The sequence below is a fragment of the Synechococcus sp. SYN20 genome (assembly GCF_014279555.1).
GTDB lineage: Bacteria > Cyanobacteriota > Cyanobacteriia > PCC-6307 > Cyanobiaceae > Synechococcus_C.
The window spans coordinates 2,075,425-2,100,422 of sequence record NZ_CP047959.1 but is presented as its reverse complement, the minus strand read 5'-3'; the positions used below and the strand labels follow the sequence as shown (position 1 = coordinate 2,100,422).

Here is a 24,998-nt window from a genome sequence, read left to right as displayed (position 1 = left end):
GCAATCAGCCGAACAAAATCTGGGTGAGTAGGACATCCATCAGCGCCACGGTGACAAGAATCATGACCACAGCTCCAGTGGTGCTGGTGCCAACCTCTTTGGCGCCGCCCTTGGTGGTCATGCCCCATCCGCAGGCGATGACGCCAATTTGAAGACCAAAGACCAGCGCTTTGATCAGCATGAAGGGCAGGTCATCAGGGTCTAGCCAGGTCCTGACGGCTGTCCAAAACACGGCTGGAGGAATGCTGTAAAGGTTGGTGCTGCTGATTTGAGCGCTCCAGATTGCAACCCCAAAAAACAGGAGGCATTGCACCGGTGCCATCACCACCATGGCGATAAGGCGCGGCACCACCAAGTACTCCACAGGATCGGTGCGCAGCATCGTGATGGCATCGATCTGCTCGGTGACCTTCATCGTTCCTAGTTGGGCGGCATAGGCAGTTGCCACTTTTCCAGTCAGCAGCGTGGCGGTGAGCAGGGGAGCAATCTCCCTGGCTAGGCCAATGGCGAGAACACCCCCCACGGTGGATCCGGCGCCCATGCTGTTGAGCTCCGCTGTGATTTGAATGTTGAACACGGTGCCTGCCGCTAAGGCCGTGATGATCACGATCAAAAAGCTTCCAGGTCCTGCTTCCTGGAGCTGATCCAATAGATCAATGGTGTTGATGCGGCCTTTGGTTGTGGCTGAAACAGCTTGTCCACCGATCAGCAGGCTGCTGCCAAGTCGGTTCAGCCAGCGAGGGGACTTCATTAAAAGGAGATCACAGGAAAGACTTAAGCGCTGTGTAGATGAGCGCCGCGATCAGGCCAGCGTCGCATCAACAGAAGCCCGAGCACGACCAACACAGCTGGTATCAAACCCATGCAAAGCCGAATGGCGATCAGTGCTGTTTCAGGTTGTTGGACAGAACTCAAGGCGCCATCGGCTGTCTTCGTGGAGATGTATCCAGTGAGTGAGAGCAAGGTTCCAAACACGCTCATGCTGAGGCCAATGATTAATTTTTGCCCAAACACCATCCAAGCGGTGTAAAGGCCAGCTGGGCGGGTGGGATCCGCGTCGATCGCATCGGGAAGCAGGGACCAGGGGATGAGATAAGCGGTTGAGGCTCCCAATCCCACAAGCATGATCAAGCCGATCACAGGGATCAGAGCAACCACGCCACTGTTTTCAGGGATCGGGTTGAGGAGCGTGGAAAGAAGGCAGGCGGCAATCCAGATGCTCGAGCCCCAACCGAGAGCTGTGATGCGTCCATGCCGGTTCGACAGCACGCTCCAAACCTGAAGACCCACCAATGCGGCGACATTGAAGGCAAGCAAGAGCAACGTGGCGATTCCAGCTGGAACGTGGATGACTTGGACGAGCCAAATCAAGGCAACCACTTGCATCAGCTGTAGGCCAAACCACAGCAGCAAATACAGCCCTAGCACCATCAGAAAGCGTGGGTTTGAGCGAATGCGCCGCAGTTGTTGCAGCAAGGGCTCTTTGTTGCCACTGGGGCGTTGCGCTTTTTTGGCGTAGGGGGCTAGACCCCAGCAGCAAAGCAGGGTTGCCACTGCTGCGATCGTTCCTGAGATTTGTCCCATCAATAGGTAGCCACCACTGCCCTCTCTCAAGACGAAAACAGCGATGAGCAACCCGATGGTTCCCGCCATGATGGATCCGGTAAATCGAGCTGCATTCAGCCGCGTGCGAATCGCCGTATCCGGTGTGAGCTCGGTGGAAAGCGCCGCGTAGGGCAGATTCACGCTTGTGTAGGCCGTCATCAGCAGGATGGCCATCAGCACGTAATACGCCGTGCGTTGCAACGTGCTGCCCTCAGGGACCCACCACATCGCTGCCAGGCTGATGCCTAACGGCAGCGCAGCTGCAAACATCCAGGGAAGTCTTGGGCCCCATCGACTGTTGGTGTGATCGCTCATCCAACCGATCAGGGGATCATTGATGGCATCCCAAAGTTTGATCACGGTGAGGAGGGAGCCGGCAATGAAAGCTGGCAACCCTGCTGCAGAGGTGAAGAAGGGAAACAGGTAAAAACCCAGCGTTGTGGCGGCTAGTCCGGTTCCAGCATCTCCGAGCCCATACGCGAGCATGAGACGGCGACGGGAGCCCTCGGGGCGAGCTGTTGAAGAGGTCAATCCGGAACAGGGGGCACGCGGACCGTCATAATGCTTGGGCACGCGACTCAACGGCTACCATTACGAGTAAGCAGTTCAGGCGTACTAGTGCGGGCGTAGTTTAGTGGTAAAACCTCAGCCTTCCAAGCTGATGATGCGGGTTCGATTCCCGCCGCCCGCTTGATTCAAGAGCTCAGTCGGTCTGCATACTCCTGAGCCACCATCACCACGAGGCTGCGCGCTTCTAATGGAACTCCAGACGGAGTCCAGCGTTCGATGTGGCTGGGGAGATCTTCTCCAGCAGGTAATGCTGTATCGATCAAGCGACACCATGGAGAGGCTGCTTCCGGCAGGTCGAAGTGCATGGATTTGAAATAGGCGTTGAAGCCCATCCACAACACGGCACCATGATGTCCTTGCTGCAGGCTCATCGCTAAACAGTGGGACCAGTTAGCCCAGTCAGGCTTGCTGAGCTCTACTCCGTGCCACTGACGCCACAACTCGTTTGAGTCGCTTGATCGGATTGGTTTCTTTTCGTTGTGAGCTCGGATCGGATTGAACAAGACCGCAAGTTGTTGGCGCACATCGAGTAGGCGTCTCACGTAGGTCTGCAACTCGTGATCGCAATGATCATCTCCCCAGATCATCCAGCTGAGAGGGCTGTCCTGGCACCAGGTGTTGTTATTCCCTCCCTGACTGCGCCCTACTTCATCGCCCATCAGCAGCATCGGGACACCACGACTCAGCAGCAATGTGCTGAGCAGATTGCGTTGTTGGCGCCGCCGCAGAGCATCGATGGCGCGATCGCTGCTCGGTCCTTCTACACCGTGGTTCCAACTGTTGTTGTGGTTCTCACCATCCCTGTTGTTTTCACCATTGGCCAAGTTGTGTTTGTTGTTGAAGCTCACCAGGTCCAAGAGGCTGAAGCCGTCATGGGCCGTAATCAGGTTCACTGAGCTACCAAGGCTTGCCGCTTTTCCGTTGTACAAATCGGGGCTGCCACGGAAGCGTTGTCCGAGAGGCCAGGTGCTGCCCTCATCCCCTTTCCAAAAGCTGCGCAATGCATCGCGGAAGTGTCCGTTCCAGGTGCCAATCCGTTTGGCTGGAAAATCACTCAGCCGGTACAGCCCTCCACAATCCCAGGGCTCGCTCACCAGTTTGAGTTCACTCAGCTGCGGATCAGCTTCCATCGCTTCAAACAGGGGAGGGTTCTCCAGGGGTTTCAGCTTCTCTCCGCGGCTGAGAGCAATTCCCAAATCGAAACGGAACCCGTCGATGCCAAGTTCCGTGGCCCAGCAGCGAAGTGATTCAAGAATGAGTTGTCTGGAGAGCGGGTCGTTTGCGGCAATGCTGTTGCCACATCCGCTCACATCCATGTACTCACCTGCCTCGCTCTGGTGGTAGTAATTGCGATCGGCAAACCCCCTCCAGCTCAAGGTGGGACCGTTTCGGTTCCCTTCAGTGGTGTGGTTGTAAACGACATCCAAAAGGACCTCTATGCCGGCGTCATGGCAGGCCGCCACGAGGTCACGCACCTGGTCTCGAGCTGAATGGGGATCCGAGCCCACTGCGTATTCGTGATGTGGTGCAAACCAACTGAGAGGGCTATATCCCCAAACGTTGTCCCGTCCAGCGGGGGCGTCGTTGGGATCGAAGGCTTGGATCGGAAGCAGTTCGATGGTGGTGACCCCGAGCTCCTTTAGGTAGGGGATCTTTTCGATCACACCTAAATAGGTTCCGCGCCGATCTGGGCTGACACCGCTGTTGGGGCGTTTGGTGAACCCGCCGATGTGGAGTTCGTAGATCACGGTCTCTTGCCAGCTATGGCGAGGCCGCGGATGGGTTTGGAAATCGAACGGATCTCGCTCGCAAACCACCGATTTCAAGCATCTATCAGAGTTGGGTGATGCACCAGTCGCGGCTGCGCGCTGATAAACGTCCCAGCCATCAATGGCGCGGGCGCACGGGTCAACAAGAACCTTGGCGGGCCGAAAACCATGGCCACCCGGCTCAATGGGGCCAAACACCCGATAGCAGTAGCAACATCCGGCACCAAGGCCTTCGACCTCGACATGCCAATAATTGGCTGAGCGATGCTGCTCCGACAGCTCAATCACCTGCTCGGGTGCTGTTGCCTCTGCATGGGAAAAGATCAGCAATTCGAGCCGATTGGCCGTTGGCGCCGCAACAGAAAAATTCACACCTCTAGGTGTGATCGTGCTGCCTAGTGGCCAGGGACTGCCGCGATGGATCGTGCTCAAAGATCCGCCCGCAGATCGCAGGACGTACTTCCCTCAAAGTAGAGGGTGTGATGGAACTCCACCGAAATGACGATGACCTCGGCTTTGGAGTCAGGCCGACCACCTCTGCAAATCTTGGACAACCTTTGGTTGTTTCCACCCAATCGAGACTGTCGCGGCGGGTCGTCTTGGTGGCTCGATGTGGATCCAGAACCCGTTTTGATCGATTGCCCGCCGCTGACCGAGGCCACCCTTCAAGCCCTGCATGACCTGGCTTCTGATCGTCCAGCGCGGATTCTTTTGACGAGTCGAGAGGGGCATGGACGCCTTCGTCGTTTGCAAGAAAGATTGGGATGGCCTGTGTTGGTTCAGGAGCAAGAGGCCTACTTATTGCCAGGCGTTCAACCCCTTGAGACTTTTGTTGATTCCCACATCACAACCTCCGGTTTAAGGCTGCTTTGGACGCCAGGACCGACACCAGGAAGCTGTGTTGTGCACGCTCCAGCCCCTCTGGATGTGCTGTTTTGCGGACGATTGTTAATTCCGGTTCAGGAAAACCAGCTGGCTCCTCTGCGTCATCGACGCACGTTTCATTGGCCGAGACAGCTGATCAGTCTTCAGCGACTGCGCGACTGGATTCCTCCAGAATCCAGTCCAGCACTTGCTTCTGGAGCAGGGCTTGGGGCTCTGCGAGGTGGGCGTTTAGCTCCTTTTGATCATTGGAGTCCTGATCAATCAGACCTGATTTCTCAAGACTGATTCGGTGAATGCATTGCGGCACAGTGTTTTTCGGTTGCCTCTAGGCGCTGACCTCCATACGATTGGCACGCTCAGGGAAGCCGTGCGGATGTTGATCTCCGCAACGTCAACCAGCGCGCTCTCGCTCCAAACCACTCCTTCCATGAACAAAGCTGACCTCGTCAACCTCGTTGCTGCTCGCACCGAACTCACCAAAACGGACGTCTCCCTCGTCGTTGACGCCGCTATCGACACCATCATTGATTCCGTTGTCGAAGGGAAAAAAGTTTCAATCCTTGGTTTTGGTTCCTTTGAACCACGCGAGCGTTCAGCTCGTCAGGGCCTGAACCCTAAAACTGGTGAAAAAATCAAAATCCCTGCCAAGCGTGTTCCCGCATTTACCGCTGGCAAAATGTTCAAAGACCGTGTCCAGGGCTAGGTCACAGCTCTTTCGATGATGGTGGGGTGGTCGTTAGATCACCCTTTTTTGTTGATCTGAATGATCAGCAGTATTGATGGCTCTTCAGCTGCCCGATCATCTAAGTCAAGTCCTGCAAAACGGCCAGAGACTTCGCCAACAGGGCTATCGGGGCCGCTTTGCACCGACTCCCTCCGGCCCACTGCATCTCGGCAATGTGAGGACGGCCCTGCTGTCTTGGTTGCGTGCCCGACTCAGCAATGGGCAATGGCTATTGCGGGTCGATGACCTTGATACCCCAAGGATTCGTCCTGGCGCCATTGAGTCTGTGCTGCAAGATCTTCGCTGGCTAGGACTCAACTGGGATGGCCCCCTCTTTCTGCAGAGCAGACGACGGGGACTGTATGGATCCTTCCTCTCAACCTTTCGGAGGCAGGGTTATCTCTATCCCTGTCGCTGCAGTCGCCGTCAGCTTGGTGGTGCAACCATTTATCCGGGAACATGCAGCCGGCTTGATCAAGGCTGGGGCTTGAGGGATGCGCGATTACCGGCCTGGAGACTGCGCGTTGCTGAGCCTTACGACACAGTGGTCGGAGATGTTGTTCTCCGTCGCGCTGATGGAGTGATCGCTTATCACTTGGCGACGTCCATAGACGAATTGGCGTTGGGCATCAACGAGGTGGTGCGAGGGGAAGATCTGGTGTCGGTCTGCGCTGCCCAAAGGGCTGTTATGACGTCGTTGGGGATGGCCTCTCCGCGCTATGGGCATGTTCCGTTGCTCCTGGATACCGCCGGCCAAAAACTGTCAAAACGCGATCATGCGACAGGTCTGAGCTCGCTGCGTGATCGTGGAGAAGCGGCCGCACAAGTGATTGGCCAATTGGCCGCATCTCTTGGTCTGGTGTCTCCCGCGTGTGCGATTTCAGCTGAAGAATTGCTGGAGGAGCTGAGAGTGCGTGAGGACAAGCTCACGTCATTCATTGTTGGGGCTGATTCTTCAGGAAAAGTTCGGGATTACAGCTGAAAAAAGGCCTCAAACTGAAAGTCTTGAAATGGCAACAGGAACGATGACCTGCAGAAGCTGCGGCGGTAGTGGAATTCAGCGGATCAATGACAAGCGTTTTCGCACCTGTCTCGATTGTTTGGGTCAAGGCGAGCCCATTAAGAGTCACAATCAAGAGCTAGGCATGCCGCTGCCAGCACTTGGACTTCAGAACTCCGCGGCCCGCTCTGAGCCCCTTAACGCAGTTGTTTCTTCCTCTGTTGCCAAATAAAGAAGGCGGCGGTCACCACGACGGCCAGCAAGGGCACAGTGGTGAACAGAAGAAGGGCGACAGCAGTCCAGTCGGTGTACATCCGATCCGAGAAATAGCTGCCGCATCCTCTCAGGAGATTGCGATTTCTGGGGCAATTCTGTTGGTCGTTGGTGGTGCTTTCATGGGCGCCGCCTCAGCGGCCTCGCTGAGGAGCGTGAATCCTGTGGCGTTGGACTGTTTTCGCTTCGAGCGAATCGCTAGCTGTCAGCAGGCCCTGATTCGTTCTGAACAGCTGCAGCGCAGTGCGTCAGCTCGCGATCGTTATCCGTGTCAAACCATGCTTTTGGGCCTTCAATCCGATCTCGTCATGGTGCAGCTCCGTGCTGGACGTGGGAAAGACGCTGTCAAGTTTTTGACGGCTGTCAATGTTCAGTGTCAGGGCTTTTGATGGTCGATGGCGTCAAACTGGCTTTAGTTGTCCATCAGCTCATGCCGATCTATCGACGTTTTAATGCGCGTTTCAAGGCAGTTGTTCCTCTTGTTATCGGCTTCGTTTCACTGGTTGGTGTCTCAGTAGAGGGTCAGGTTCGCTTCAACGACTGCCAGCCTGTTGCTGGGGGAGGCGTGACCTGTAACACCGTCCCTTACGGGAACACAAGGACACAGATGATTGATGGCCAATACGGACTTTTGGATCAAGCCAGTCCTGGATGGGCTGAATATGACCCCTACGAGGGGTATGAAGACATGTTTGGTGGCAACCAGACCTGATTCAATCGATCGTGAAAACGAGGTGGATCTCGAGGTAAAAGTCTTGGCTTATTCCTGCCCACCTATTAGCAATTTGTAGATGATCTAGAACGGCATATTGGAGCAAGCATCGCCCTTAAAACCGGGCAGAAAAGCGGTGATCTCAAACGTTCCCATGATTTTCCACAACTTTTCCACAGGCGTTGATGGCGGCTGTTGTGGAGGTCGAGCTCAGCTTTCAGGGCTTGGATTGAGAGCTCTTTTCGTGCGTCCAGCACGATTTATTTCGTTATTCCCTTTTGAAGTATTCAAGCTTATTTAGTTCATGATCCAGTCATAGAAAGGGTTTATTACGTGTAATAGGCGACTTCTTGTTCTAACTCCGAAGTTGCGACATTTCATGACTGATCATGCGCTCACTGCGTGATGGATTTTGGTAGAAGCAATTTCTCGAGGAAAGGTCTGTCTCGATTTAGAAATCGTGTGGAAAAACAGATACAGCGTGAGGGGCGAGGCTCAACGCTCTGCGGTTCGCGATAGGGGTATGACTCAGTCCAATAGTTTTTCCATCTGGAAACGCACGAAAGGCACACCAGCGATCGTGAATGGCTCAGGAGCGATCATCATCCAGCCCCTTTGTTCCAGCATGGGCAGGCTGAGGAGACTGGCCTCTGTCTGCAACCGTTTGATTCCCATACGTTGGGCGTCGCATTCAATCGCCTGAAGAAGAGCTGAGCCATGCCCCTGTCGAGATGACCGACCTCGGCAATACAGCATTGACAGTCGGTTGGCGGGATAGCGAATCGCGAATGCAGCATCGACCCCACTGATCCAGCCTTGGCCTTCTTCAAAGGTGCGATCTAAAAGTCCTGGTAGCCAAGCAAGGTTTGCCCAAGCTTTTATTTGTTCAGGGCTGTAAGCCTGAGAAGCCTGCGTTTGAATGGCGTCCACGTAAATCTCGCGCAATAGCAAGGAGTCAGTGGGTTGAATGGGGCGCATGGCGCTGCTTCGTAAAACGTTGCAAAGCGGGTAAAGTGTATGTACTTATTCAAAGCCGATGGACTCCTCCTCTCAGTCTCAAGCCGTTTGGTTCCAGGATGACGCTTCAGAGAAAAATAGTTCTAGGCAGTTTGTTGCGGCTGAGCTTCTCAACGGTCGCTTGGCCATGCTCGGATTTGCAATTGGTCTACTCACGGAAGCTTTGACAGGCCATGGCATTGTGAGTCAATTCACTTTTGGCGTTTTAGGGATTAACTGATGACTGATTATTCTGCTTGGATTTACGCAATGCTGGCCGTAGGTGCATTGATTACAGCAGCTGTTGTCTATACCCTCTCTCAGCCAAGTGACTTGCCTTATTTGAAGAAAAAATAAATTCACCCATCGATTTTACTAGTCTGGGACTTTGTTTCGGGCTATTTATTGGAATCTTCCAATGGGTTTGTTATTGTGTCGTTCACAAGCTGATCAATCTACGGATAGAGAATATTTCGTGTGGATGCTCATTCTGCAAACCCTTTGAAGTATCTGAAACATTGCAAATTTGCTCTGTTGAGAGGTTTGAATTGACTTTTTGGTTGAATATTTTTTAATGTATTTTGACTTAGGGGAGTGAAATTGTGAATCTCCAAGTCATTAATCCGAAACAACTTTTTCCAGCTTGATAATCAGGCTGGTGCATCGATAGTTTTGACTATGCCGGTCCGGGATTGGAATAGGTTTATTCCGCACGCACTATTCAAATTGATTGACAAAAGTCCTTTCCTTGTTGGATAAGACTTGGGCATCCTGGGATTATCTTTAGAGGCAAAATCCTTAATGTCTCCATATCAGATGATTGAGATCAACGCTTTGCTTAGAAAGATAAAGAAATAGTATTCTTGCTTAGCGTCTAAGGTAGGTAAGCTGAATAGATCTAGATTTTGATCTATTCAGTTCCCAATTACGGTAAAAAAAAGTAAGCGCAGTCCTAAAAGCGACGCAGCATTGCAGCATTGTTCTGCTTCCGTATGTTTAATTAAGCGTTTTCAACGGCTCCGAGGTGAATGTTGTTCATGGTGTCAGTGAGATCGCCAATATCCAGGAGTCCTTCGGCGCTAAACCAGGGAGCGTTGGCCCAGCTGAATCCCTCGCCAAAGGTGTTGTCAGGTGCAACGACATACCAATGGCATGCCGTATCAGGAACGTCTACGGCGCACTTTGACCAATCGTTTGACCATTGTGGAACCTGGACCCACATCACCGCAGCGAAGAACAGCGAAACAATCGATCTGAGCATCTCATTCCAAGACGGTTCGATATCGTAATGGGATTTTACGGATTTCCAACATTCGAATTGGACCCAGTGGGACCCAATGGCATCAAAACCCAGCTGCGGCAGTCTTCTAGGCCTTCAACAGACCTCTCATTGGGACATGGATGGCCTCGAGACGGACCAGAGAGAGTGGTCTCAGCCTGTAGTCGAGGTGTGATCGCTACGGAGCACCACCGGCCTAGCGCCTCAGTGATCATGGGACAAAGAATTCATATCAACAATCAGAAAAAGATTAGTAGAGTGGTAAAGCAATATTTTTTTGAAATTATAACGATTGAAGAAAATTAGACCCTTTTAGGTTAATTAGAGGATATTTTATTGCTGAATGAACTTTATATTTAGAGGTCCTGAAGCTAGGGAATCACTCTTCCTCCATGGTTCTGCTATAAGCAGCTCTTTTCGCTGGCAAGCGGGATGTGGAGGCGTCTCAGCTTCCTTTCCTGGCATGCTTTTCGCGGGCCTGGCGCCGCTTCATCGCGTGCAAGAAGCCCTTTTCAAGGGAAGTGAGTTTTGGATTGGATTCACCAATTGCATCGTGGGCGCGTTGCTTCGCATCATCGATGAACTTATCTCCTTTGTCGAAGCCCATTTAGATCTCACGTTTCGTGCAACTTAGACACACTCTTTCAGCTTGACATCATTGTCAGCTAACCCTGTGAATTGCTTGCGACCAGTGACGGGCGTTGTCAGTAAAGGGGTTGAGGGGCTTATCGAATGAATCACCAGCTTGTACTTCCAAAGAATGAAAACAGATTTCGTTTGCTTGGAGCGTCCCTTTTGGTTTGGGGCAGTGTCGCTGCTTTTATTTGTTGGGGTGTCATGAGTGCGTACCCAGCACTTTGATAGTGCTTCGGTCAGCAGTGTTTTCCCCTGAGCTGGGTTGATTCAAGTCACGAAGCGTGGCCGTTGACGACTTGGCTGTGTATTCCTCATGCGCTTGAGTGTCTTCAGGGATGTCTGGCTCTTCCTGCGTCGTCGCTTTGAGGCTCAATTTTTATGGCAGAAGAGATTCAGCAAACCCATCCGCTTTATGCGTCTGATCGGGACATTTTGGATTCCTTGCTTGGTTTTGAGGGCGCTCCAGGACCCGATCAGCTCACCTCCGCAGCAAGACTTGCCACGCGTTATGGAGAGTTCCCTGGGGCTGATGACATCAAGACAGATTTAGGGAAAGTTGTTGCTGGCTGGGGCTTAACGCGGGACACCCTCAATACTCAATGCAGGGAGATCTGGGAAAGCGGTTGGCGTCCAGGTCAAAGCCTCAGTGAGGAGGTTGGCTCTGGGTCCGATGTGAGCGATTCGGAAGCCCCCTAGCGATTGAAAACACGACTTGATGGAAAACTTTTAGTTGTTCTTGTTGCATACGTAAAAGATATTTCATGAAAATGCTGCAGCTGATTGATGTATTTTCCAGGTAGCTCTTCAAGGTTTTAGTATCGATTTAGAGTTGTTTTGTTCGGTTTGGTGGCCTTTCTAAGTCATTGATAATAGCTGAGCTCTGGCAATTGATTTAACTTACCCAAACAATTGAAGTTGTGACTTTCGCGAAGCCTCATGGATAGGCTTACTCTCCTCACTTTTAGATCTGTCTCATGTTCGGGCCTTGTTCTTGGCTCTCGCTGAGGCCTTGCATCGAACCGTTGGACGGGAAAACTTGGGTGGTGGAAGGACGTCACAATTAGGACGATTGCTGTTTAGAAAGGATTTGCTTTTGGCATGCCCATGGATTTAATTGCGTTGTTTACAGCTGCTCCAGCTGCTCCCTACGCCTGGTCCCTTGTGCTGGCTGGTGCGGTTGTGATTGCAAGCATCGTTCCCCTAGGTGCGGCGCGCTCCCAGGCTGACTTCACCATGGCTGACATGGATGCGCCAAGGGCGATGTTTGATCGTCTGCCGGCCTGGGGCAAGCGGGCCAGTTGGGCCCATCAGAACAGTTTTGAATCATTTGGCCTGCATGCTCCCGCTGCGTTATTGGCTTTAATCGCTGCTCTTCAAACCGGACCTTTGCCGGGCATCGCAGCTGTTGTTGCGCTGATTCAACCGATCTTGCGTCTTGTTTATATCGGTGCCTATGTGGGCAACATTGCACCCTTAAGAGGTTTGTGTTGGGCTTCGGCGCTCTTTTGCACGGGCATTTTGTACTTAGAAGGTCTGAAGGCTCTCCTTCAAGCAGCTTGACCGGCCAAACGATCAATCCTTGGTTCGTAGAGCTGGAGCTCCACTGAATGGATTGAAATGCTTAGTCGAAGAATAGAAGACTGACCACTTTCCCCATGTCTTCTGCGCTCCTGCAACTAGCTAAAAGCGTTTCGCTGTCATGAAACGCCAGACAAATCAATTGATCACAACGGTTAATGATTTCTTGGTTGCAGAGACTGCTGGCAATAGGGAGTGGCAAATCATCGTGCTCCGGTTTTTCGATCAGATGAAGGACTTGATCCAGCTGGTCACGAATTTCCGGGACTTGTCGATCGAGGCTCTGGGGGAGCAGTACGGTCAAACGCTCTCGATCAACGGCTACAACACCCCGAATCACGGCTGCGTTCACACCCTGAGAGCCAGAGGTCAGCAACGTATGCCCCTCTTGCGCCAGTGACCGAGCAATTAGTTCTACTAAGTGAATCGCGACGACGGGCACGTGGCGGCTTCCAAGAATGGCAATTCTCCGCTTCCCCTTGTCCTGAAGAAGGGCAAGTTCTTGGGCAAGTGTGTCGACCCTGTCAAGTGCAGGAAGATCAAGAGAGCGGCTCAATGACATCCCACTGGCGATTGCAAACGCTAGCAGCGCCCCTCCAGAGAAGCGTGCTGCGTTGAACACTGCGTCAATGCTCAGCTAATCGCACGAAATAATTCACCCAGGTTGCAATGCTCTTCAACGAGTCGGAAGGCATAGGTGGCCTTCACTGTTTCATGGAGACGCACGTGTCCAAAGGCCTGTTCGATCACTTCAACGGTGGCCAGGGTGTCGTGTTCAACCTTCAGAAGTGGGACCTCTAATTCGTCGGCACGATTGACTAGTTGGGGGAGAGGCTCTCCAGCGCCGGTGAGGATCAGGCACTGTGTTGAGGCCTCTAATGCTGCGAGTTGAATGTCGGTGCGATCGGCTCCGGTCACGACCGCCATGTTGCGCCGCCTCCTGAAGAATTCCATCGCAGAATTCACATTCATGGCTCCGATACTCAGGGTTTCAACCAGGAGTTCGAGGCGTTCTTTGCAACAAATCACTCGGGCATCAAGACGTCGCACCAGCTCTCCAACGGTGACGCTGCGCAGAAGTGGAGATCGGGGCATGACCCCGAAAACCTTCAATCCCAGTGCCTGTAGAGCCGGCACAACGTGTTGGTTCAACTCCTCAACTTCATCGGGCGTCACCGCATTCAAAACAACACCGGCTAGTCGATCGCCGAGCTGCTGCTGCGCTGCAAGTAGGGCATCAACACTGCGGCTGTCTTGCCAAAGATGCACAAGGATCACAGGGGCATCAAGTCCCTGCGCGAGTTGTACGAGGCTGAGGCCGTACATCAGGCCTTCGTGCAGGCTTCCCGCTGCCTCGAGCATCGTGAAGCTGTTTGGATCATTTTGAAGATCCTTCAGCAACATCTCGAGTCCTCTTCCCGCATCCAAATTCCCCTGCCGCAAGCGGGTGTCGGCGGTTTCTGGAGAGAGCAGATGAAGAGAAGGTATCAAGCGGGTCTCATCGAGCCCAAGGGTTGTGCCAACGAAACGCACGTCGTCATCGATGAGCGGATCAGGCAGAGGAGAGCCTTTGGCCGTCCACTCGAGACTCGTGGCGAGTGGTTTGCCAAAGCGCACAGTCCGTCCTTCAGACAAAAGATGGCGGGCTAATCCGAGTACGAGAGCGGATTTGCCGCTGAACGGCTCACAGGATCCGATCAGCAGTGTGTTGCCCATGCAGGAGGTCCCGGCGTGTTCAGCAATTTAGAGGTCAAGCCCCGTTGTGCTGTCATCGTTGAGGCGGTGAAGAGCTGAATGGTTTCGGCCAGGTTGCTTCCCCCCGATTCAAAATCCCTTTCATGGCCAATCAGGCATCTCATTCCTCCGCTCCACTCCAGTCAGGACGTTGGGCCGGCCGAACGGTGGGAATCACTGGAGCGAGCGGGGCGCTTGGACGGGCTTTAACCAAGGCACTGATCGGAGAGGGTGCCTGGGTGATTGCCCTGAGCCACAGTCCGCCTCCAAAAGCCCAAGCATCGATTGAGGAGGCTCAAGAGTGGGTTCGTTGGTCTTGCGGAGAGGAGCGTCAGCTGGAGCCCATTCTTAAAAATGTTGATGTGCTGGTCTTGAACCACGGCATGAACCCAGGGGGTGATCAGTGTCCAGAGACTCTCTCTAAAACCCTTGAGGTGAACGCATTCAGCCATTGGCATTTGATGCAGCAATTCGAGACCATTGCTGATCAAGACCAAAATCGCGAAAAGCCACGGGAGCTCTGGGTCAACACCTCAGAGGCTGAAATCCAACCGGCCTTGAGCCCTGGCTATGAGTTGAGCAAGAGATTGATCGGTGAGTTGGTCAGCTTGCGTTGGAACAATCGCAGCGCACCGCAAGGCAAAACCCTGCGGATACGCAAACTCATCCTTGGGCCGTTTCGGTCCAACCTCAATCCGATTGGTCTATTGACCTCTGGATTTGTCGCCAATCAGGTGATTTGGCAAGCAAACCTCGGGGTGAACTTGATCATCGTCACTCCCAATCCACTCACATACCTACTAATGCCTTTCGTCGAATTGGTTCGAAGGGTTTATTGCCGCGCCTTGAAGATCAATCCCCCCGATCGGTGAGGATTTCGCATCCATCAGACGTCACCACGATGGTGTGCTCCCACTGAGCAGAAAGACTGCCGTCTTTGGTGACGACAGTCCAGCGGTCTTTAAGGGTGCGACAGGCATTGCTTCCTGCGTTGAGGATGGGCTCCACGGCAAGGGTCATGCCTGGACGCAATTTGACGTTAGGAAGATCATTCGTGCGGAAATTAAACACTGAAGGCTCTTCGTGGAGATTCCGTCCCACTCCATGGCCGGTGTAATCCTCCACCACACTGAATTGGTTGGCTTTAACGTGATCTTCGACTGCTCCAGCGATATCAAGAAGCGTGTTCCCGGCACGGATCTGGGAGAGTCCAGCCATGAGTGACTCCTGGGCGACCCGACTGAGCTTGCGGGCATCTTCAGAGACGTCACCGACGCAAACGGTGATGCAGCTATCTCCGTGGTAACCGTCGAAATAGGCCCCCGTATCCACTTTAAGTAGATCTCCAGCATGGATCACACGCTTGTTGCTGGGGATGCCGTGCACCACCTCATTGTTGATGCTGGCGCAGATGCTGGCTGGGAAGCCGTGGTAACCCATAAAGCTTGGGGTTGCTCCCATCTCCCGGATGCGTCGCTCCGCATGGGCATCAAGGTCACCTGTGGTTTGGCCGGGCTCCACCAGCTCCATAATTTCGCGCAGAACGGTGGCGACGATGGAACTGGCTTTCGCCATGATCTTCAGCTCGCGAGCTGATTTGATTTCTACGCCACGTCGCTGCTGGATGCGGGGGCCGGTGGAGGTGACAGGGGAGACCTTTGTGGAGGCCAGGAGGTCAGCGAACAAATTCATCGAGTTTCGGCGTTTCTTGTTTCAGGCCGTTAAAGCAAGCCGCGTCAGCGGAAGCTTTAAAGACAGTCTTCCTGTCACGCTATCAATTGCAATGGAGGGATCGACGGTGGCCCGCTTATTGGTTCGCGTACGCCAATGGCATCGCTGGATGGCGCCTCTTGTTGTGCTCCCTCTGCTGGTCACTGTCAGTACCGGCGTGACCTATCGGTTGGCTAAGGACTGGGGAGGATTGAGTCGTGAGCAGGTCCACTGGTTGATGACCATCCACGAGGGTGAGTGGCTGGGGCCTGTCCTCGAGCCCATCGTGGTCCTTCTCAACGCGGTCGGGCTGTTGTGGATGCTTGCGACTGGAGCCTGGCTCCTCTTGCAAAGCTTTCGAAAGCAGTGGATTGCGTCTCGGAAGGAGGCTGGGGGGTAAGCTGGTTGTTTGGCGTGTTACCAGGAGCTGGGATGGCGGTTGACCCGATAGAGACGTCTGTGGACGAAGCCACTGAGGCGACCAGCGGTGCAACTGCTGTTGCTGAAAAATCAACGTCGAAAAATTCGAAGAAGTTGAGTGCTTCTGCGCTGATTCAAGAATTCGAAGACGCTCAATTGAAGAGTGATCTTCCTGAGATTTACGTCGGTGACACCGTTCGTGTTGGTGTTCGCATCAGCGAGGGCAATAAAGAGCGTGTTCAGCCCTATGAAGGCGTCGTAATCGCTAAGCGCCACGGGAGTCTCAACCAAACCATCACGGTGCGGCGCATCTTCCAAGGAATTGGTGTTGAGCGGGTTTTCATGCTGCATAGTCCTCAAGTGGCTTCGGTCAAAATTGAGCGTCGCGGTAAAGTAAGGCGTGCGAAGCTCTTTTATCTGCGAGACCGGGTGGGCAAGGCCACTCGCGTGAAGCAGCGCTTCGATCGCTGAGGCTTTCGCTTCAACGAATTAATGCCATCGTTTTTCGATGGCTTAGGGGTTCATCGCCTTGCGCCGTTAGTTCAGTTGGTAGAACGCAGGTCTCCAAAACCTGATGTCGGGGGTTCAAGTCCTCCACGGCGCGTCCGATGACCCCTTACTTGCAGTTTTCTTGATTTCGAGCATGGAGTTAGATCTTCAACCTGGTGATGTGGTCAAAGTGCTCGAATCAGCCGCTCTCGGCTGGGTTCGTGCACGAGTGATTCGTGTCAAGTCCGGTGGACGAGTCGTTGTCCAAAGCGATCAAGGCCGTGAATTCACGGCTCGAGGTAATCAAGTGCGTTTGATTGAACCAGCTGGATTTAGTAGTCCCTAATCCAATTGTTTCGGACCTGTTCTGGTCCTTAAGCCTCCCCAGCTGGGGAGGCTTTTTTTAACGTGTGCATGATCCCTATGGACGGTTCGATCTCCCAACAATGCGGTTGCGTGCGTTCACCAAAACCATGGCCTTTTCAGTGCTACATCCCTGGTGGTTTGTCTTGAGCCTGGCCAGTGGAGAAGTTGTGCTGTTTCGATCAGACCAGTGAGCCTCAAGATCACAGCTGAAAAGCTCAGCAAACATTGGTGTCTCCTCGAGTGTGTTGACGGAGGGCAGGGCGGCAGTTGATACTGGCAAAGTCCGCGTGAGCGGCAAAGGTCACTCTTTGGGGTAGTTCTCCCTCAATTGAGTCCAGTCTGGGACCGTAGTTCAATCGGTTAGAGCACCGCCCTGTCACGGCGGAAGTTGCGGGTTCGAATCCCGTCGGTCCCGTTTTCATTCCTCCGGCTTAGTGACGGTTCGCGTTCGTCTGGCCCCAAGCCCCACCGGCACGCTTCATATCGGAACGGCTCGTACGGCTGTTTTTAATTGGCTGTTTGCCCGTCACCAAGACGGCAAATTTTTGCTGAGAATTGAAGATACGGATAAGGAGCGCTCCAAGCCAGAGTTCACCCAAAACATTCTTGATGGTTTGCGTTGGCTTGGCCTGGACTGGGATGAGGAACCGGTCATTCAAAGCGAGCGGATCGAAGCCCATCGCCTTGCAATCAGCCAATTGCTCGCTCAAGGTCTTGCCTATCGCTGTTATGCCAGTGAGCAGGAATTGGATTCCATGCGTGAAGCCCAGAGGGCTTCAGGGAAGCCTCCCCGTTATGACAACCGTCATCGTCAACTCAGTGCTGAACAGGAAGAGGCCTATCGCGCTGAAGGGCGCGAGGCGGTGATTCGTTTTCGGATTGATGACGAAGCCACCATCGCTTGGACCGACATGGTGCGTGGTCCGATGCAATGGCGTGGCGCCGACCTCGGTGGAGACATGGTGATCGCCAGACGTGCTCCTGCGAACACGATTGGTAACCCCCTTTACAACCTTGTTGTGGTGGTTGATGACGCCGCTATGGCGATCAGCCATGTCATTCGCGGTGAAGATCACATTTCTAATACGGCCAAACAACTGTTGCTTTACCAGGCTCTCCAGTTGAACTGCCCAAGTTTTGCTCATACGCCTTTGATCCTCAATCCAGAAGGACGCAAGCTCTCCAAGCGTGATGGCGTGACCTCCATTGGTGATTTTCAGGCGATGGGTTACACAGCAGAGGCCTTAGCCAATTACATGACCCTGCTTGGTTGGTCTGTCCCAGAGGGAATGGAGGAGCGGTTCACGCTCCGAGATGCAGCCGAGGTCTTTAGTTTTGATCGGGTGAACAAAGCCGGCGCCAAATTCGATTGGGACAAGCTCAACTGGCTGAATGCTCAGGTCTTACATGGTTGGTCCCCAGCTGAACTTCTCGCAGCACTGGAGCCTCGCTGGCAGCAACAAGGTTGGGTTGTCAACGATCCTCTTTGGGCTAATGACTTAGCCGTTTTGCTCGGGCCTTCTCTCACCTTGATCGAAGACGGAGTCACACAAGCTCGGCCGTTTTTTGAAGAACCTCCCTTAGAAGAGGACGGATTGAAGCAACTCGAGCAAGCAGGAGCTCGTCCTGCTCTTCAAGCTCTGCTGTCCGCTCTTGAACTGAAGGCATGGGACGGCCTTGATTTGGAGCGCGCCCAAACCTTGCTCAAAGAGGCCGCCGCCTCCGTTGAAGTGAAAAAGGGTGTCCTAATGAAGAGTCTTAGGGCCGCATTGCTCGGTCGACTTCAGGGGCCAGACCTCATCACCACGTGGGCGTTACTGGCCAGACTCGGGCACGATCGGCAGCGCTTGCGTCGTTGCCTCTGATACGGCAGAGGTCGTGGCGTCAGAGGCTTCTTCTGGACTTTCTGCAATTAGGCCAAGGATGCGTGCCAAGGGTTGTGCCGTTAATCCTTGGATACCCACGGTCATCAAGATGGTGAGGAAGACCAACCCTTGCAGTCGCCCTGCACCCAAAATTCCAGCTTGCTCAAGGCGGATGGCAAACAATGAGGCCACAGCTGCTGTCACGATTCCTCGTGGGGCCAGCCAGGCCATGAATAATTTTTGACGCCAAACCAAGGGCAATCCGACTGTGGCCACACCGACGGCGACTGGACGGACCACAAACATGAGCAGCAGGACACAGCTCACACCACCCCATCCGAGTGGGCTGAGCTCAGCCCAGGACACGTCTGCTGCCAACAGAGGAAACAGCATGGTGATGGCGAGTGAAGCCAACTCTCGGATCAATTCATCGAGCTGACCGGCTTCTTCGGTTGAGCGACGACCGACTACGACGCCCGCTGCAACGGATGCCGGTAGCCCTGATTCTGGAAGGAGCCATTCGGCTATCCCAAACATGAGGAATAGTGCCCCAAGCGTCAGCTGTAGGCGCAATCCGACGGCTTGAGAAGGTGTCAGGCGGCGTAACCCTTCTGACAACAGCCAGCCAACTGTGACACCAATGAGCACGCCCCCTCCGAGGCGTGCAAGCAGGCCCTGCACTAACTCACGCCAGCCGTGTAGGTCGCCCAGCGCGAGTTCCAGAAGCAGCAGTGCCAACACAGCGCCGATGGGCTCGAGCAGCAGTCCTTCCGCTTCCAGCACATCGCCAAGGGGATGCGCTAAGCGGATTTGTTTCACGATCGGGGTCACCACGGTGGGCCCAGTGGCCAGCACGATGGCGCTAAATACGGCAGCTAAGGACCAGCCAAGGCCTGCGAGCCAATGTGCCGCCAGGATTCCCGCACCGAGAGAAACGAAGATTCTCAAAACTGAGATGCGCAGCACGGTGGCTTTGATCGTGTCTCCTGGCAGGCGAAGGTTGAGACCTCCGTCAAACAACACCAAGCTCACCAATAGGCCAACGATGGTTTGCAGTCCTTGTCCAAGATCAAGAGGTTCAACGAGGCCAAGGCCAGAGCGCCCGATTAGCAACCCCGATAGCAGTAGCAAAACCACGCCAGGGAGATTGGATAAAGCGGCTAGCAGTCGCGCACCTGCACCCGCAAAGACAGTGATGCCCCAAAGCAGCCCTAAGCGCTCAGGCGTCATCGATCAAGGCGTATTGCGGTTCAACCCGCATTCCGATGACGGCATCCGGACGCACAACAAGAAATTCGCCGTCTAGATCACTGAGGGGAACATTCACAAAAGCCCCTTCTGCACTGGCATTGACCAGGCCTTGATACCAATCCTGGAATTGCTCAAGGGACGTGAAATGCACCACTTCGCTCTGCCCGCCAGACAGGTGAAGGGAGATCCGATACCGGCGCGGAGTGCGGTTCATCTAGGAACCGTACTGCCCAGGCAACTCTCTTCACCTCACTTGGAAGATAGAGAGGGTGACGGGGGTAGCCCGCTTTGGTCAATCCAGTCACAAAGGGGGGTGGAAGCACTCCTCGTTGATCGCTGACGTCGTTCAACATGTTCAACACGGCCTCATCCCTTTGCCTAAAACCGCCGCCAACCCCCCATCCGAGCCAGAGATCCCATGTGGGATGTTGAGCCCACTGTTGGAACCAGCTGCGCAAGGTCTGATCATTGTCAGCGCCAATGGGCTCTGAGCACCTGCATAGAAGGGAGGGGGATGGGGAGATGCGGGCAAACAGATTGAGGACCACGAGATGGTGATACCCCCAGTGGTGTGCAAATCCTTGTAGCCGTCTCAGGGTGGGGTCGTCTCGACGTCCATCGGCGCGTGACGGATTCAGACCAATGAACAGCAGCAACCGTCTCTGTCCCGAGCTTGGTTCACGGGATGGAATGGGCCGATGCAACAACCAGCGGTAGGCACCGCAAGAACTCAGTGTTGCTTCAGCTTGCCAACAGTTCAAGGGCAGCCTCGAGGATCCTTCCACTCGCCTGGCCATCGCCAAAGGGATTCACGGCTTTTGCCATGGCGTTATAGGCCTCGCTGTTTTCTAATAACAGGGATGCTTCACGGTGAATCGTTGTTGGGTCAGTCCCCACCAATAGGGCTGTTCCAGCTTCAACGGCTTCGGGGCGTTCCGTGGTTTCACGGAGAACAAGAACCGGTTTCCCGAGAGCTGGTGCTTCCTCTTGCAACCCACCGGAGTCAGTGAGTAGAAGAGTGCAGCCTTTCATGGCTGCGACCAAGCGGTCGTAATCCAGTGGCTCGGTCAGCACTACGCGTGGATGGTCCCCCAGTAATTGCTGGAGGGGCTCACGAACGGTTGGGTTGCGATGCAAGGGCAACAGCAACACGGTGTCGGGATGGCTATCGAGGACACGCAGCATTCCATCCGCAATGTTCTTGAGGCGCTCACCCCAATTCTCGCGGCGGTGAACGGTGGCCAAAATCACCCTTTGCGCGTCCCAATCGATGCTTAAGTCGCTCAAGGTTGGAGCGCGTTCAGACATGCGCAACAGGGCATCGATCACGGTGTTGCCCGTGAGCAGCACGCGCCCAACAACCCCAGATGCTTGAAGGTTTGCTTCTGATTGCTTAGTGGGAGCAAAGTGAAGATGCGCAATTTGCGAGATCAAGCGACGGTTGGCTTCCTCAGGGAAAGGATCGAGAAGATTGTCCGTACGCAGTCCCGCCTCGACGTGACCAACAGGGATTTGTTCGTAGAAGGCGGAGAGAGCAGCAGCAAAGGCCGTGGTTGTGTCTCCTTGAACCAGGACGAGATTTGGAGGAAATGCTTGAAAGTCATCACGCAAGCCCTGCAGCGCCGCACAGGTCACATGTGTGAGGGTTTGCCGTGGCGTCATCAGATTGAGATCCAGATCAGCGCTCAGGCCAAACAAATCCATGACTTGAGACACCATCTCCCTATGCTGGCCTGTCAGTACGACTCGGGTTTCGAGAGACTTGCAGGCCCGGAATTCTTGGATCACAGGCGCCAATTTGATGGCTTCAGGCCTCGTGCCCAAGACAATTGTCACGCGTGGCAGGCGAGCCATAACCATCAAGATTGTGAGTCAATCCTACGAGCGCTTCCCCCGGGAAGACTTGGCATCAACTTGCCAGATCACGCAGCATCGCGATGCTGCACGTCGCGGACACCATCAGCATGAGTCAGCCCGTATTTCCTCCTGGTCTCCCAGCGCGGCCAACGTTCACACCATCTCAATCTCCGTCTCCAGCTTCAGAGTCATTGGCTTCACAAGCCCCATCTTTAGAGCAGATCGTTCGCGTTGCTCACGAACAGGGGCATTCCGACGTTCATCTTGGAATCGGGGAGAGTCCAAGATTTCGGGCTCGAGGTGAGATTATTTGCTCCGATTGGCCTCCCACCGAACCCAGTGAGTTTCAGGACTGGCTTGGAGAATTACTGACTCCCCAACAGATCGACCACTTCAGACAGTGCAAAGAGTTCGATGGGGCTCATGCTTTTTCTTTTGTGAGGGTACGCATCAATTTGTTTGATGCATTACAGGGTGCGGCGATGGTGTTGCGGCTCATTCCTCAAAAGATCCTGTCACTGGATGATCTAAAGCTGCCGCCTGTGCTGCAAGATCTTTGTGCATATCCCAAAGGCTTGCTGCTTGTAACTGGCCCAACCGGTTCGGGTAAAAGCACTACGTTGGCGGCGATGATTGATTGGATTAATAACAATCAGAGTAGGCATATCCTTACCATTGAAGATCCCATCGAATTCGTGCATCAAAGCCGGCAATCTCTAATCCGACAGCGTGAGGTGGGGCGTCATACGCTCCAATTTCACCATGCTTTGAGAGCAGCGCTGCGTGAAGATCCTGATGTGATTTTGGTTGGTGAAATACGTGATAAAGAAACGCTCAGTACCGCCATGGAAGCAGCTCAGACTGGTCATCTTGTGTTAGGAACGTTGCACACAAACTCCGCCGTTAAAACCGTTGAACGTGTCCTTGGGATGTATCAACCTGAAGAGCAGGAGAATATAAGAGAAACATTAGCCGAGTCGTTAATGGGTATTGTCTCTCAGGGATTGATTAAAAGCGAAGGTGGCAAACGTGCGGCTTATCATGATTTATTAATTAATACCGATGCATGTAAAGATTATATTAAGAGAGGGGTCCTAGATGAGGTCGAAGACATCATGCAGAGAAGCGAGTTTGATGGAATGATGACTGCCAATCAATCTTTGCAGCGTTTAGTTGAATCTGGGCAAGTCGAAGCTGAAAGGGCCATTGCCGTAAGTCCTCGTCCTAATGAACTGACGCAGGCGTTGAGAGGTAGGAGTTAAGAGTATTCAGGCTGCGCTGTTAAACATCCGGACGATTAAGAGTGTTGCCATGCCGATGGATAGTCCGAGCATGGCGAGACGTCCATTCCAAATTTCAGCTTGAGGAGTAAATCCTCGCTTCCAAGCATTTAATTCGATGGGATCGATGGGCTCTGACACAACTTTTGTTTGGAGATCGGTTTTCGGAGCCATCGGTGAGATCTCGGGGGACGTCACCTTAAGAGAATAATTTTAAAAGGGGGGCTTTGAGCCATAAAGGCTTAACGCTTGCTCTAGTGGCCACCGCGCTGCGACGCCGAGCTCTAGAGAGCTGGGTTGAACGCCGTTAGAGAGTCGACGCAATGCCGCTACGGCAACCATTGCTGCGTTGTCTGTGCAATAGGCCAATGGGGCGATGTGCACGGACACCCCTTTTGATTGACCAACAGCTTGCATTTGGGAACGCAGACGATGGTTGGCGGCAACGCCGCCGACCATCACTAATTGATCAATCCCCTGCTCCTGGCAGCAGCGCAGGCTGCGCTCAACCAACACATCGGCCACGATCTGTTCAAAGCTGGCCGCGAGATCAGCAAGAGGAAGATCCTCAGACTCACGCCTTAACGCTTCCACGTGTCGAAGCACCGCAGTTTTCAGCCCACTGAATGAAAAGTCATAGGGGTAGAAGCCTCCTCCTGGTTTGGAAACGCGTCCTTTTGGTAACCGAAACCGTTTGGCATCACCCTCGACGGCAATGGCCTGAATCGCAGGACCGCCGGGGTAGCCCAGGCCCATGAGTCGAGCCACTTTGTCGAAAGCTTCGCCGGCCGCATCGTCATGGCTGCGTCCTAGGCGTTCCATTGCTCCAAGGTCATCCACCCGAATGAGTTCGGTGTGCCCGCCACTCACGAGAAGCACCAGATAGGGCGCATGTGGTGGGTGATCTGCCAAGAACACGGATGCCAGGTGTGCCTCGAGATGGTGCACGGCGAGAAAAGGTTTCTGATGTAGGGCGGCCAATGTTCGCCCTGTGATGGAGCCCACCATGAGGGCTCCCACCAGGCCAGGTGCCACGGTCGCCGCGATGGCATCGAGGTCGGCAGCAACGAGACCGGCGTCTTTTAAAGCGTGTTCTACGAGGTTTGGGAGCGCTTCCACATGACGGCGCGAGGCAATCTCAGGGACGACCCCACCCCATTGCGCATGCTCTTCCACCTGGGAGGCGATGCCATGGGACAACACCGTGAGCTGGTCGCCCTCCTGACGGAGCACCGCCGCGGCTGACTCGTCACAACTTGTTTCGAGGGCAAGCACTGTGGGCATGAAGATGGAGGGGGCTCCCCTACTGTCCGTTTGTGACATCCTGCCGCTTTAGGGCAGGCTCAACAGGAACCGTTCCGATGCGTCGTCTCTTCGCTCTTGCGCTCTCGGCCCTGCTGGTGTTCGGCTTTGCACCCGTCGCCAAGGCTGATGTAGCGGGTTTGACACCCTGCGCCGAAAGTGCCCGTTTTCAGCAGCGTGCAAGCGCTGCCGCCACACCTCAAGCTAAGGCTCGTTTCGAGATGTATAGCGAAGCCGTTTGCGGTGAAGATGGCTTGCCTCATTTGATCGTGGATGGCCGTTGGAGTCATGCCGGTGACTTCGTCCTTCCAGGCCTGATGTTCCTCTACATCACTGGATGCATTGGCTGGGCAGGTCGTGAGTATCTCAAAGGCACTCGCGGTACCAAGGAGCAGTACATGAAAGAGATTCAAATCGATGTCTCTCTTGCCTTCAAGTCCTTGCTGGCATCAGCCACTTGGCCTATCGCCGCTTTTGGTGAGCTTACGAGCGGCAAATTGCTTGAAAGCGATGACAAGGTGACCATCTCGCCTCGCTGAACTCGCACCACGACGTCCCTATCTTTCTTACGATGAAGAAATTTCTTACTACTGCACCAGTCGTTGCCGCGATTTGGTTCACTCTCACCGCCGGAATCTTGATCGAGTGGAATCGTTTTTTCCCTGATCTCCTCTTCCACCCCATGGGCTGATCGTTC

31 protein-coding genes and 3 tRNA genes are annotated in these 24,998 nt (G+C 54.0%); 19 read left to right on the top strand and 15 right to left on the bottom strand.

Features of this window, described 5'->3' with window-relative positions:
- Nucleotides 1-4: 4 nt before the first annotated feature.
- Nucleotides 5-751 carry an ABC transporter permease gene (locus tag SynSYN20_RS11195; RefSeq protein ID WP_186523725.1) on the bottom strand — a complete coding sequence of 249 codons (747 nt, stop codon included), beginning with the start codon at nucleotides 749-751 and terminating at the stop codon, nucleotides 5-7.
- A gap of 23 nt (nucleotides 752-774) precedes the next feature.
- Entirely contained in the window at nucleotides 775-2,091 is a 1,317-nt protein-coding gene (locus SynSYN20_RS11190; RefSeq protein ID WP_186525609.1) for an MFS transporter, read from the bottom strand.
- A gap of 134 nt (nucleotides 2,092-2,225) precedes the next feature.
- Between SynSYN20_RS11190 and SynSYN20_RS11185 the strand changes: the two genes are divergently transcribed.
- A tRNA-Gly gene (locus tag SynSYN20_RS11185) sits at nucleotides 2,226-2,296 on the top strand.
- Between the two features lie 4 nt (nucleotides 2,297-2,300).
- Here SynSYN20_RS11185 and SynSYN20_RS11180 read toward each other — a convergent pair.
- Nucleotides 2,301-4,376, bottom strand: a complete 2,076-nt coding sequence (locus tag SynSYN20_RS11180) for a glycogen-debranching protein (protein WP_186523724.1) — start codon at nucleotides 4,374-4,376, stop codon at nucleotides 2,301-2,303.
- Nucleotides 4,377-4,442: 66 nt separating this feature from the next.
- Here SynSYN20_RS11180 and SynSYN20_RS11175 point away from each other — a divergent pair, with 66 nt between their 5' ends.
- From SynSYN20_RS11175 to SynSYN20_RS11155, 5 genes are all read left to right on the top strand, one after another.
- Nucleotides 4,443-5,114 (top strand): MBL fold metallo-hydrolase, encoded by a 672-nt coding sequence (locus SynSYN20_RS11175; protein WP_186523723.1) that lies wholly within the window; start codon nucleotides 4,443-4,445, stop codon nucleotides 5,112-5,114.
- Between the two features lie 142 nt (nucleotides 5,115-5,256).
- On the top strand, nucleotides 5,257-5,532 hold the full coding sequence (locus SynSYN20_RS11170) for an HU family DNA-binding protein (RefSeq protein ID WP_011620102.1): 276 nt from the start codon (nucleotides 5,257-5,259) through the stop codon (nucleotides 5,530-5,532).
- Between the two features lie 76 nt (nucleotides 5,533-5,608).
- Entirely contained in the window at nucleotides 5,609-6,535 is a 927-nt protein-coding gene (gene gluQRS / locus SynSYN20_RS11165) for a tRNA glutamyl-Q(34) synthetase GluQRS (protein WP_186523722.1), read from the top strand.
- Nucleotides 6,536-6,714: 179 nt separating this feature from the next.
- On the top strand, nucleotides 6,715-7,215 hold the full coding sequence (locus SynSYN20_RS11160) for a hypothetical protein (RefSeq protein WP_186523721.1): 501 nt from the start codon (nucleotides 6,715-6,717) through the stop codon (nucleotides 7,213-7,215).
- A 41-nt stretch (nucleotides 7,216-7,256) separates the two neighbouring features.
- Entirely contained in the window at nucleotides 7,257-7,538 is a 282-nt protein-coding gene (locus SynSYN20_RS11155) for a hypothetical protein (protein WP_186525607.1), read from the top strand.
- Nucleotides 7,539-8,066: 528 nt separating this feature from the next.
- On the opposite strand, the gene SynSYN20_RS11150 is transcribed toward SynSYN20_RS11155, so the two are convergent.
- The gene (locus SynSYN20_RS11150) at nucleotides 8,067-8,516 is read right to left on the bottom strand and encodes a GNAT family N-acetyltransferase (RefSeq protein ID WP_186523720.1); all 450 of its coding nucleotides are present in this window, start codon (nucleotides 8,514-8,516) and stop codon (nucleotides 8,067-8,069) included.
- 58 nt (nucleotides 8,517-8,574) lie between these two features.
- On the opposite strand from SynSYN20_RS11150, the gene SynSYN20_RS11145 reads away from it, so the two are divergent.
- Nucleotides 8,575-8,775 carry a chlorophyll a/b-binding protein gene (locus SynSYN20_RS11145; protein WP_186523719.1) on the top strand — a complete coding sequence of 67 codons (201 nt, stop codon included), beginning with the start codon at nucleotides 8,575-8,577 and terminating at the stop codon, nucleotides 8,773-8,775.
- Between the two features lie 759 nt (nucleotides 8,776-9,534).
- On the opposite strand, the gene SynSYN20_RS11140 is transcribed toward SynSYN20_RS11145, so the two are convergent.
- Both SynSYN20_RS11140 and SynSYN20_RS11135 read right to left on the bottom strand, forming a co-directional pair.
- Nucleotides 9,535-9,795 carry a hypothetical protein gene (locus SynSYN20_RS11140; RefSeq protein ID WP_186523718.1) on the bottom strand — a complete coding sequence of 87 codons (261 nt, stop codon included), beginning with the start codon at nucleotides 9,793-9,795 and terminating at the stop codon, nucleotides 9,535-9,537.
- A 463-nt stretch (nucleotides 9,796-10,258) separates the two neighbouring features.
- Nucleotides 10,259-10,420 (bottom strand): hypothetical protein, encoded by a 162-nt coding sequence (locus SynSYN20_RS11135; RefSeq protein WP_006853551.1) that lies wholly within the window; start codon nucleotides 10,418-10,420, stop codon nucleotides 10,259-10,261.
- Nucleotides 10,421-10,827: 407 nt separating this feature from the next.
- Between SynSYN20_RS11135 and SynSYN20_RS11130 the strand changes: the two genes are divergently transcribed.
- Both SynSYN20_RS11130 and SynSYN20_RS11125 read left to right on the top strand, forming a co-directional pair.
- Complete coding sequence (locus SynSYN20_RS11130) at nucleotides 10,828-11,145, top strand: DUF3288 family protein (protein WP_186523717.1); 318 nt, start codon at nucleotides 10,828-10,830, stop codon at nucleotides 11,143-11,145.
- Between the two features lie 408 nt (nucleotides 11,146-11,553).
- Entirely contained in the window at nucleotides 11,554-12,009 is a 456-nt protein-coding gene (locus SynSYN20_RS11125) for an MAPEG family protein (protein WP_186525606.1), read from the top strand.
- Between the two features lie 61 nt (nucleotides 12,010-12,070).
- Here SynSYN20_RS11125 and SynSYN20_RS11120 read toward each other — a convergent pair whose 3' ends face one another.
- Both SynSYN20_RS11120 and SynSYN20_RS11115 read right to left on the bottom strand, forming a co-directional pair.
- Nucleotides 12,071-12,589 carry a DNA recombination-mediator protein A gene (locus tag SynSYN20_RS11120; RefSeq protein WP_186525605.1) on the bottom strand — a complete coding sequence of 173 codons (519 nt, stop codon included), beginning with the start codon at nucleotides 12,587-12,589 and terminating at the stop codon, nucleotides 12,071-12,073.
- A gap of 71 nt (nucleotides 12,590-12,660) precedes the next feature.
- The gene (locus tag SynSYN20_RS11115) at nucleotides 12,661-13,743 is read right to left on the bottom strand and encodes a phosphotransacetylase family protein (protein ID WP_186523716.1); all 1,083 of its coding nucleotides are present in this window, start codon (nucleotides 13,741-13,743) and stop codon (nucleotides 12,661-12,663) included.
- Between the two features lie 122 nt (nucleotides 13,744-13,865).
- On the opposite strand from SynSYN20_RS11115, the gene SynSYN20_RS11110 reads away from it, so the two are divergent.
- Nucleotides 13,866-14,633 carry an SDR family oxidoreductase gene (locus SynSYN20_RS11110; protein WP_186523715.1) on the top strand — a complete coding sequence of 256 codons (768 nt, stop codon included), beginning with the start codon at nucleotides 13,866-13,868 and terminating at the stop codon, nucleotides 14,631-14,633.
- Here SynSYN20_RS11110 and map read toward each other — a convergent pair.
- A complete protein-coding gene (gene map, locus SynSYN20_RS11105; protein ID WP_186523714.1) occupies nucleotides 14,614-15,453 on the bottom strand; it encodes a type I methionyl aminopeptidase in 840 nt (279 codons plus the stop codon). The genes SynSYN20_RS11110 and map overlap by 20 nt on opposite strands.
- A 91-nt stretch (nucleotides 15,454-15,544) precedes the next feature.
- On the opposite strand from map, the gene SynSYN20_RS11100 reads away from it, so the two are divergent.
- From SynSYN20_RS11100 to gltX, 6 genes are all read left to right on the top strand, one after another.
- Nucleotides 15,545-15,871: a PepSY domain-containing protein gene (locus SynSYN20_RS11100; RefSeq protein WP_186525604.1), complete on the top strand. Its 327-nt coding sequence runs from the start codon at nucleotides 15,545-15,547 to the stop codon at nucleotides 15,869-15,871.
- Nucleotides 15,872-15,903: 32 nt separating this feature from the next.
- Nucleotides 15,904-16,362 carry a 50S ribosomal protein L19 gene (gene rplS, locus SynSYN20_RS11095; RefSeq protein WP_186525603.1) on the top strand — a complete coding sequence of 153 codons (459 nt, stop codon included), beginning with the start codon at nucleotides 15,904-15,906 and terminating at the stop codon, nucleotides 16,360-16,362.
- A gap of 60 nt (nucleotides 16,363-16,422) precedes the next feature.
- A tRNA-Trp gene (locus SynSYN20_RS11090) sits at nucleotides 16,423-16,495 on the top strand.
- 39 nt (nucleotides 16,496-16,534) lie between these two features.
- The gene (locus SynSYN20_RS11085) at nucleotides 16,535-16,726 is read left to right on the top strand and encodes a hypothetical protein (RefSeq protein WP_186516106.1); all 192 of its coding nucleotides are present in this window, start codon (nucleotides 16,535-16,537) and stop codon (nucleotides 16,724-16,726) included.
- Between the two features lie 361 nt (nucleotides 16,727-17,087).
- Nucleotides 17,088-17,161 (top strand) — tRNA-Asp (locus SynSYN20_RS11080).
- A 19-nt stretch (nucleotides 17,162-17,180) separates the two neighbouring features.
- Nucleotides 17,181-18,611: a glutamate--tRNA ligase gene (gene gltX / locus SynSYN20_RS11075; RefSeq protein WP_186523713.1), complete on the top strand. Its 1,431-nt coding sequence runs from the start codon at nucleotides 17,181-17,183 to the stop codon at nucleotides 18,609-18,611.
- Here the strand turns inward: gltX and SynSYN20_RS11070 are convergent.
- Genes SynSYN20_RS11070 through wecB form a run of 4 tightly spaced genes read right to left on the bottom strand, consistent with a single transcriptional unit; the run spans nucleotide 18,561 to nucleotide 21,716 of the window.
- Complete coding sequence (locus SynSYN20_RS11070; protein ID WP_186523712.1) at nucleotides 18,561-19,841, bottom strand: sodium:proton antiporter; 1,281 nt, start codon at nucleotides 19,839-19,841, stop codon at nucleotides 18,561-18,563. The two genes, gltX and SynSYN20_RS11070, sit on opposite strands and share 51 nt — an antisense overlap.
- Nucleotides 19,831-20,076 carry a hypothetical protein gene (locus tag SynSYN20_RS11065; RefSeq protein WP_186516103.1) on the bottom strand — a complete coding sequence of 82 codons (246 nt, stop codon included), beginning with the start codon at nucleotides 20,074-20,076 and terminating at the stop codon, nucleotides 19,831-19,833. Before SynSYN20_RS11065 ends, SynSYN20_RS11070 begins: the two co-directional genes overlap by 11 nt.
- Complete coding sequence (locus tag SynSYN20_RS11060; RefSeq protein ID WP_255476254.1) at nucleotides 19,994-20,623, bottom strand: DUF1643 domain-containing protein; 630 nt, start codon at nucleotides 20,621-20,623, stop codon at nucleotides 19,994-19,996. Before SynSYN20_RS11060 ends, SynSYN20_RS11065 begins: the two co-directional genes overlap by 83 nt.
- The gene (wecB, locus tag SynSYN20_RS11055; protein ID WP_186523710.1) at nucleotides 20,604-21,716 is read right to left on the bottom strand and encodes a non-hydrolyzing UDP-N-acetylglucosamine 2-epimerase; all 1,113 of its coding nucleotides are present in this window, start codon (nucleotides 21,714-21,716) and stop codon (nucleotides 20,604-20,606) included. Before wecB ends, SynSYN20_RS11060 begins: the two co-directional genes overlap by 20 nt.
- Before the next feature lie 110 nt (nucleotides 21,717-21,826).
- Here wecB and SynSYN20_RS11050 point away from each other — a divergent pair, with 110 nt between their 5' ends.
- Complete coding sequence (locus SynSYN20_RS11050; protein WP_186523709.1) at nucleotides 21,827-22,981, top strand: type IV pilus twitching motility protein PilT; 1,155 nt, start codon at nucleotides 21,827-21,829, stop codon at nucleotides 22,979-22,981.
- Nucleotides 22,982-22,987: 6 nt separating this feature from the next.
- Here the strand turns inward: SynSYN20_RS11050 and SynSYN20_RS11045 are convergent, their stop codons facing one another.
- Complete coding sequence (locus SynSYN20_RS11045) at nucleotides 22,988-23,173, bottom strand: chlorophyll a/b-binding protein (protein ID WP_186525602.1); 186 nt, start codon at nucleotides 23,171-23,173, stop codon at nucleotides 22,988-22,990.
- A 39-nt stretch (nucleotides 23,174-23,212) separates the two neighbouring features.
- The gene (tsaD, locus tag SynSYN20_RS11040) at nucleotides 23,213-24,283 is read right to left on the bottom strand and encodes a tRNA (adenosine(37)-N6)-threonylcarbamoyltransferase complex transferase subunit TsaD (protein WP_186523708.1); all 1,071 of its coding nucleotides are present in this window, start codon (nucleotides 24,281-24,283) and stop codon (nucleotides 23,213-23,215) included.
- Between the two features lie 77 nt (nucleotides 24,284-24,360).
- Here tsaD and SynSYN20_RS11035 point away from each other — a divergent pair, with 77 nt between their 5' ends.
- Together SynSYN20_RS11035 and psaJ are read left to right on the top strand one after the other, a co-directional pair.
- The gene (locus SynSYN20_RS11035) at nucleotides 24,361-24,840 is read left to right on the top strand and encodes a Photosystem I reaction center subunit III (RefSeq protein ID WP_186523707.1); all 480 of its coding nucleotides are present in this window, start codon (nucleotides 24,361-24,363) and stop codon (nucleotides 24,838-24,840) included.
- Between the two features lie 32 nt (nucleotides 24,841-24,872).
- A complete protein-coding gene (gene psaJ / locus SynSYN20_RS11030; protein WP_011620067.1) occupies nucleotides 24,873-24,992 on the top strand; it encodes a photosystem I reaction center subunit IX in 120 nt (39 codons plus the stop codon).
- The last annotated feature ends 6 nt before the right edge of the window (nucleotides 24,993-24,998 follow it).

Bases quoted from the DNA above. Each gene is read 5' to 3' on its own strand.
- SynSYN20_RS11195 (WP_186523725.1), bottom strand. From the start codon at position 751: ATGAAGTCCCCTCGCTGGCTGAACCGACTTGGCAGCAGCCTGCTGATC.
- SynSYN20_RS11190 (WP_186525609.1), bottom strand. From the start codon at position 2,091: ATGCTCGCGTATGGGCTCGGAGATGCTGGAACCGGACTAGCCGCCACA.
- SynSYN20_RS11175 (WP_186523723.1), top strand. From the start codon at position 4,443: ATGACGATGACCTCGGCTTTGGAGTCAGGCCGACCACCTCTGCAAATC.
- SynSYN20_RS11170 (WP_011620102.1), top strand. From the start codon at position 5,257: ATGAACAAAGCTGACCTCGTCAACCTCGTTGCTGCTCGCACCGAACTC.
- gluQRS (WP_186523722.1), top strand. From the start codon at position 5,609: ATGGCTCTTCAGCTGCCCGATCATCTAAGTCAAGTCCTGCAAAACGGC.
- SynSYN20_RS11155 (WP_186525607.1), top strand. From the start codon at position 7,257: ATGCCGATCTATCGACGTTTTAATGCGCGTTTCAAGGCAGTTGTTCCT.
- SynSYN20_RS11150 (WP_186523720.1), bottom strand. From the start codon at position 8,516: ATGCGCCCCATTCAACCCACTGACTCCTTGCTATTGCGCGAGATTTAC.
- SynSYN20_RS11145 (WP_186523719.1), top strand. From the start codon at position 8,575: ATGGACTCCTCCTCTCAGTCTCAAGCCGTTTGGTTCCAGGATGACGCT.
- SynSYN20_RS11140 (WP_186523718.1), bottom strand. From the start codon at position 9,795: ATGCTCAGATCGATTGTTTCGCTGTTCTTCGCTGCGGTGATGTGGGTC.
- SynSYN20_RS11135 (WP_006853551.1), bottom strand. From the start codon at position 10,420: ATGGGCTTCGACAAAGGAGATAAGTTCATCGATGATGCGAAGCAACGC.
- SynSYN20_RS11130 (WP_186523717.1), top strand. From the start codon at position 10,828: ATGGCAGAAGAGATTCAGCAAACCCATCCGCTTTATGCGTCTGATCGG.
- SynSYN20_RS11125 (WP_186525606.1), top strand. From the start codon at position 11,554: ATGGATTTAATTGCGTTGTTTACAGCTGCTCCAGCTGCTCCCTACGCC.
- SynSYN20_RS11120 (WP_186525605.1), bottom strand. From the start codon at position 12,589: ATGTCATTGAGCCGCTCTCTTGATCTTCCTGCACTTGACAGGGTCGAC.
- SynSYN20_RS11115 (WP_186523716.1), bottom strand. From the start codon at position 13,743: ATGGGCAACACACTGCTGATCGGATCCTGTGAGCCGTTCAGCGGCAAA.
- SynSYN20_RS11110 (WP_186523715.1), top strand. From the start codon at position 13,866: ATGGCCAATCAGGCATCTCATTCCTCCGCTCCACTCCAGTCAGGACGT.
- map (WP_186523714.1), bottom strand. From the start codon at position 15,453: ATGAATTTGTTCGCTGACCTCCTGGCCTCCACAAAGGTCTCCCCTGTC.
- SynSYN20_RS11100 (WP_186525604.1), top strand. From the start codon at position 15,545: ATGGAGGGATCGACGGTGGCCCGCTTATTGGTTCGCGTACGCCAATGG.
- rplS (WP_186525603.1), top strand. From the start codon at position 15,904: ATGGCGGTTGACCCGATAGAGACGTCTGTGGACGAAGCCACTGAGGCG.
- SynSYN20_RS11085 (WP_186516106.1), top strand. From the start codon at position 16,535: ATGGAGTTAGATCTTCAACCTGGTGATGTGGTCAAAGTGCTCGAATCA.
- SynSYN20_RS11070 (WP_186523712.1), bottom strand. From the start codon at position 19,841: ATGACGCCTGAGCGCTTAGGGCTGCTTTGGGGCATCACTGTCTTTGCG.
- SynSYN20_RS11065 (WP_186516103.1), bottom strand. From the start codon at position 20,076: ATGAACCGCACTCCGCGCCGGTATCGGATCTCCCTTCACCTGTCTGGC.
- wecB (WP_186523710.1), bottom strand. From the start codon at position 21,716: ATGGCTCGCCTGCCACGCGTGACAATTGTCTTGGGCACGAGGCCTGAA.
- SynSYN20_RS11050 (WP_186523709.1), top strand. From the start codon at position 21,827: ATGAGTCAGCCCGTATTTCCTCCTGGTCTCCCAGCGCGGCCAACGTTC.
- SynSYN20_RS11045 (WP_186525602.1), bottom strand. From the start codon at position 23,173: ATGGCTCCGAAAACCGATCTCCAAACAAAAGTTGTGTCAGAGCCCATC.
- tsaD (WP_186523708.1), bottom strand. From the start codon at position 24,283: ATGCCCACAGTGCTTGCCCTCGAAACAAGTTGTGACGAGTCAGCCGCG.
- SynSYN20_RS11035 (WP_186523707.1), top strand. From the start codon at position 24,361: ATGCGTCGTCTCTTCGCTCTTGCGCTCTCGGCCCTGCTGGTGTTCGGC.
- psaJ (WP_011620067.1), top strand. From the start codon at position 24,873: ATGAAGAAATTTCTTACTACTGCACCAGTCGTTGCCGCGATTTGGTTC.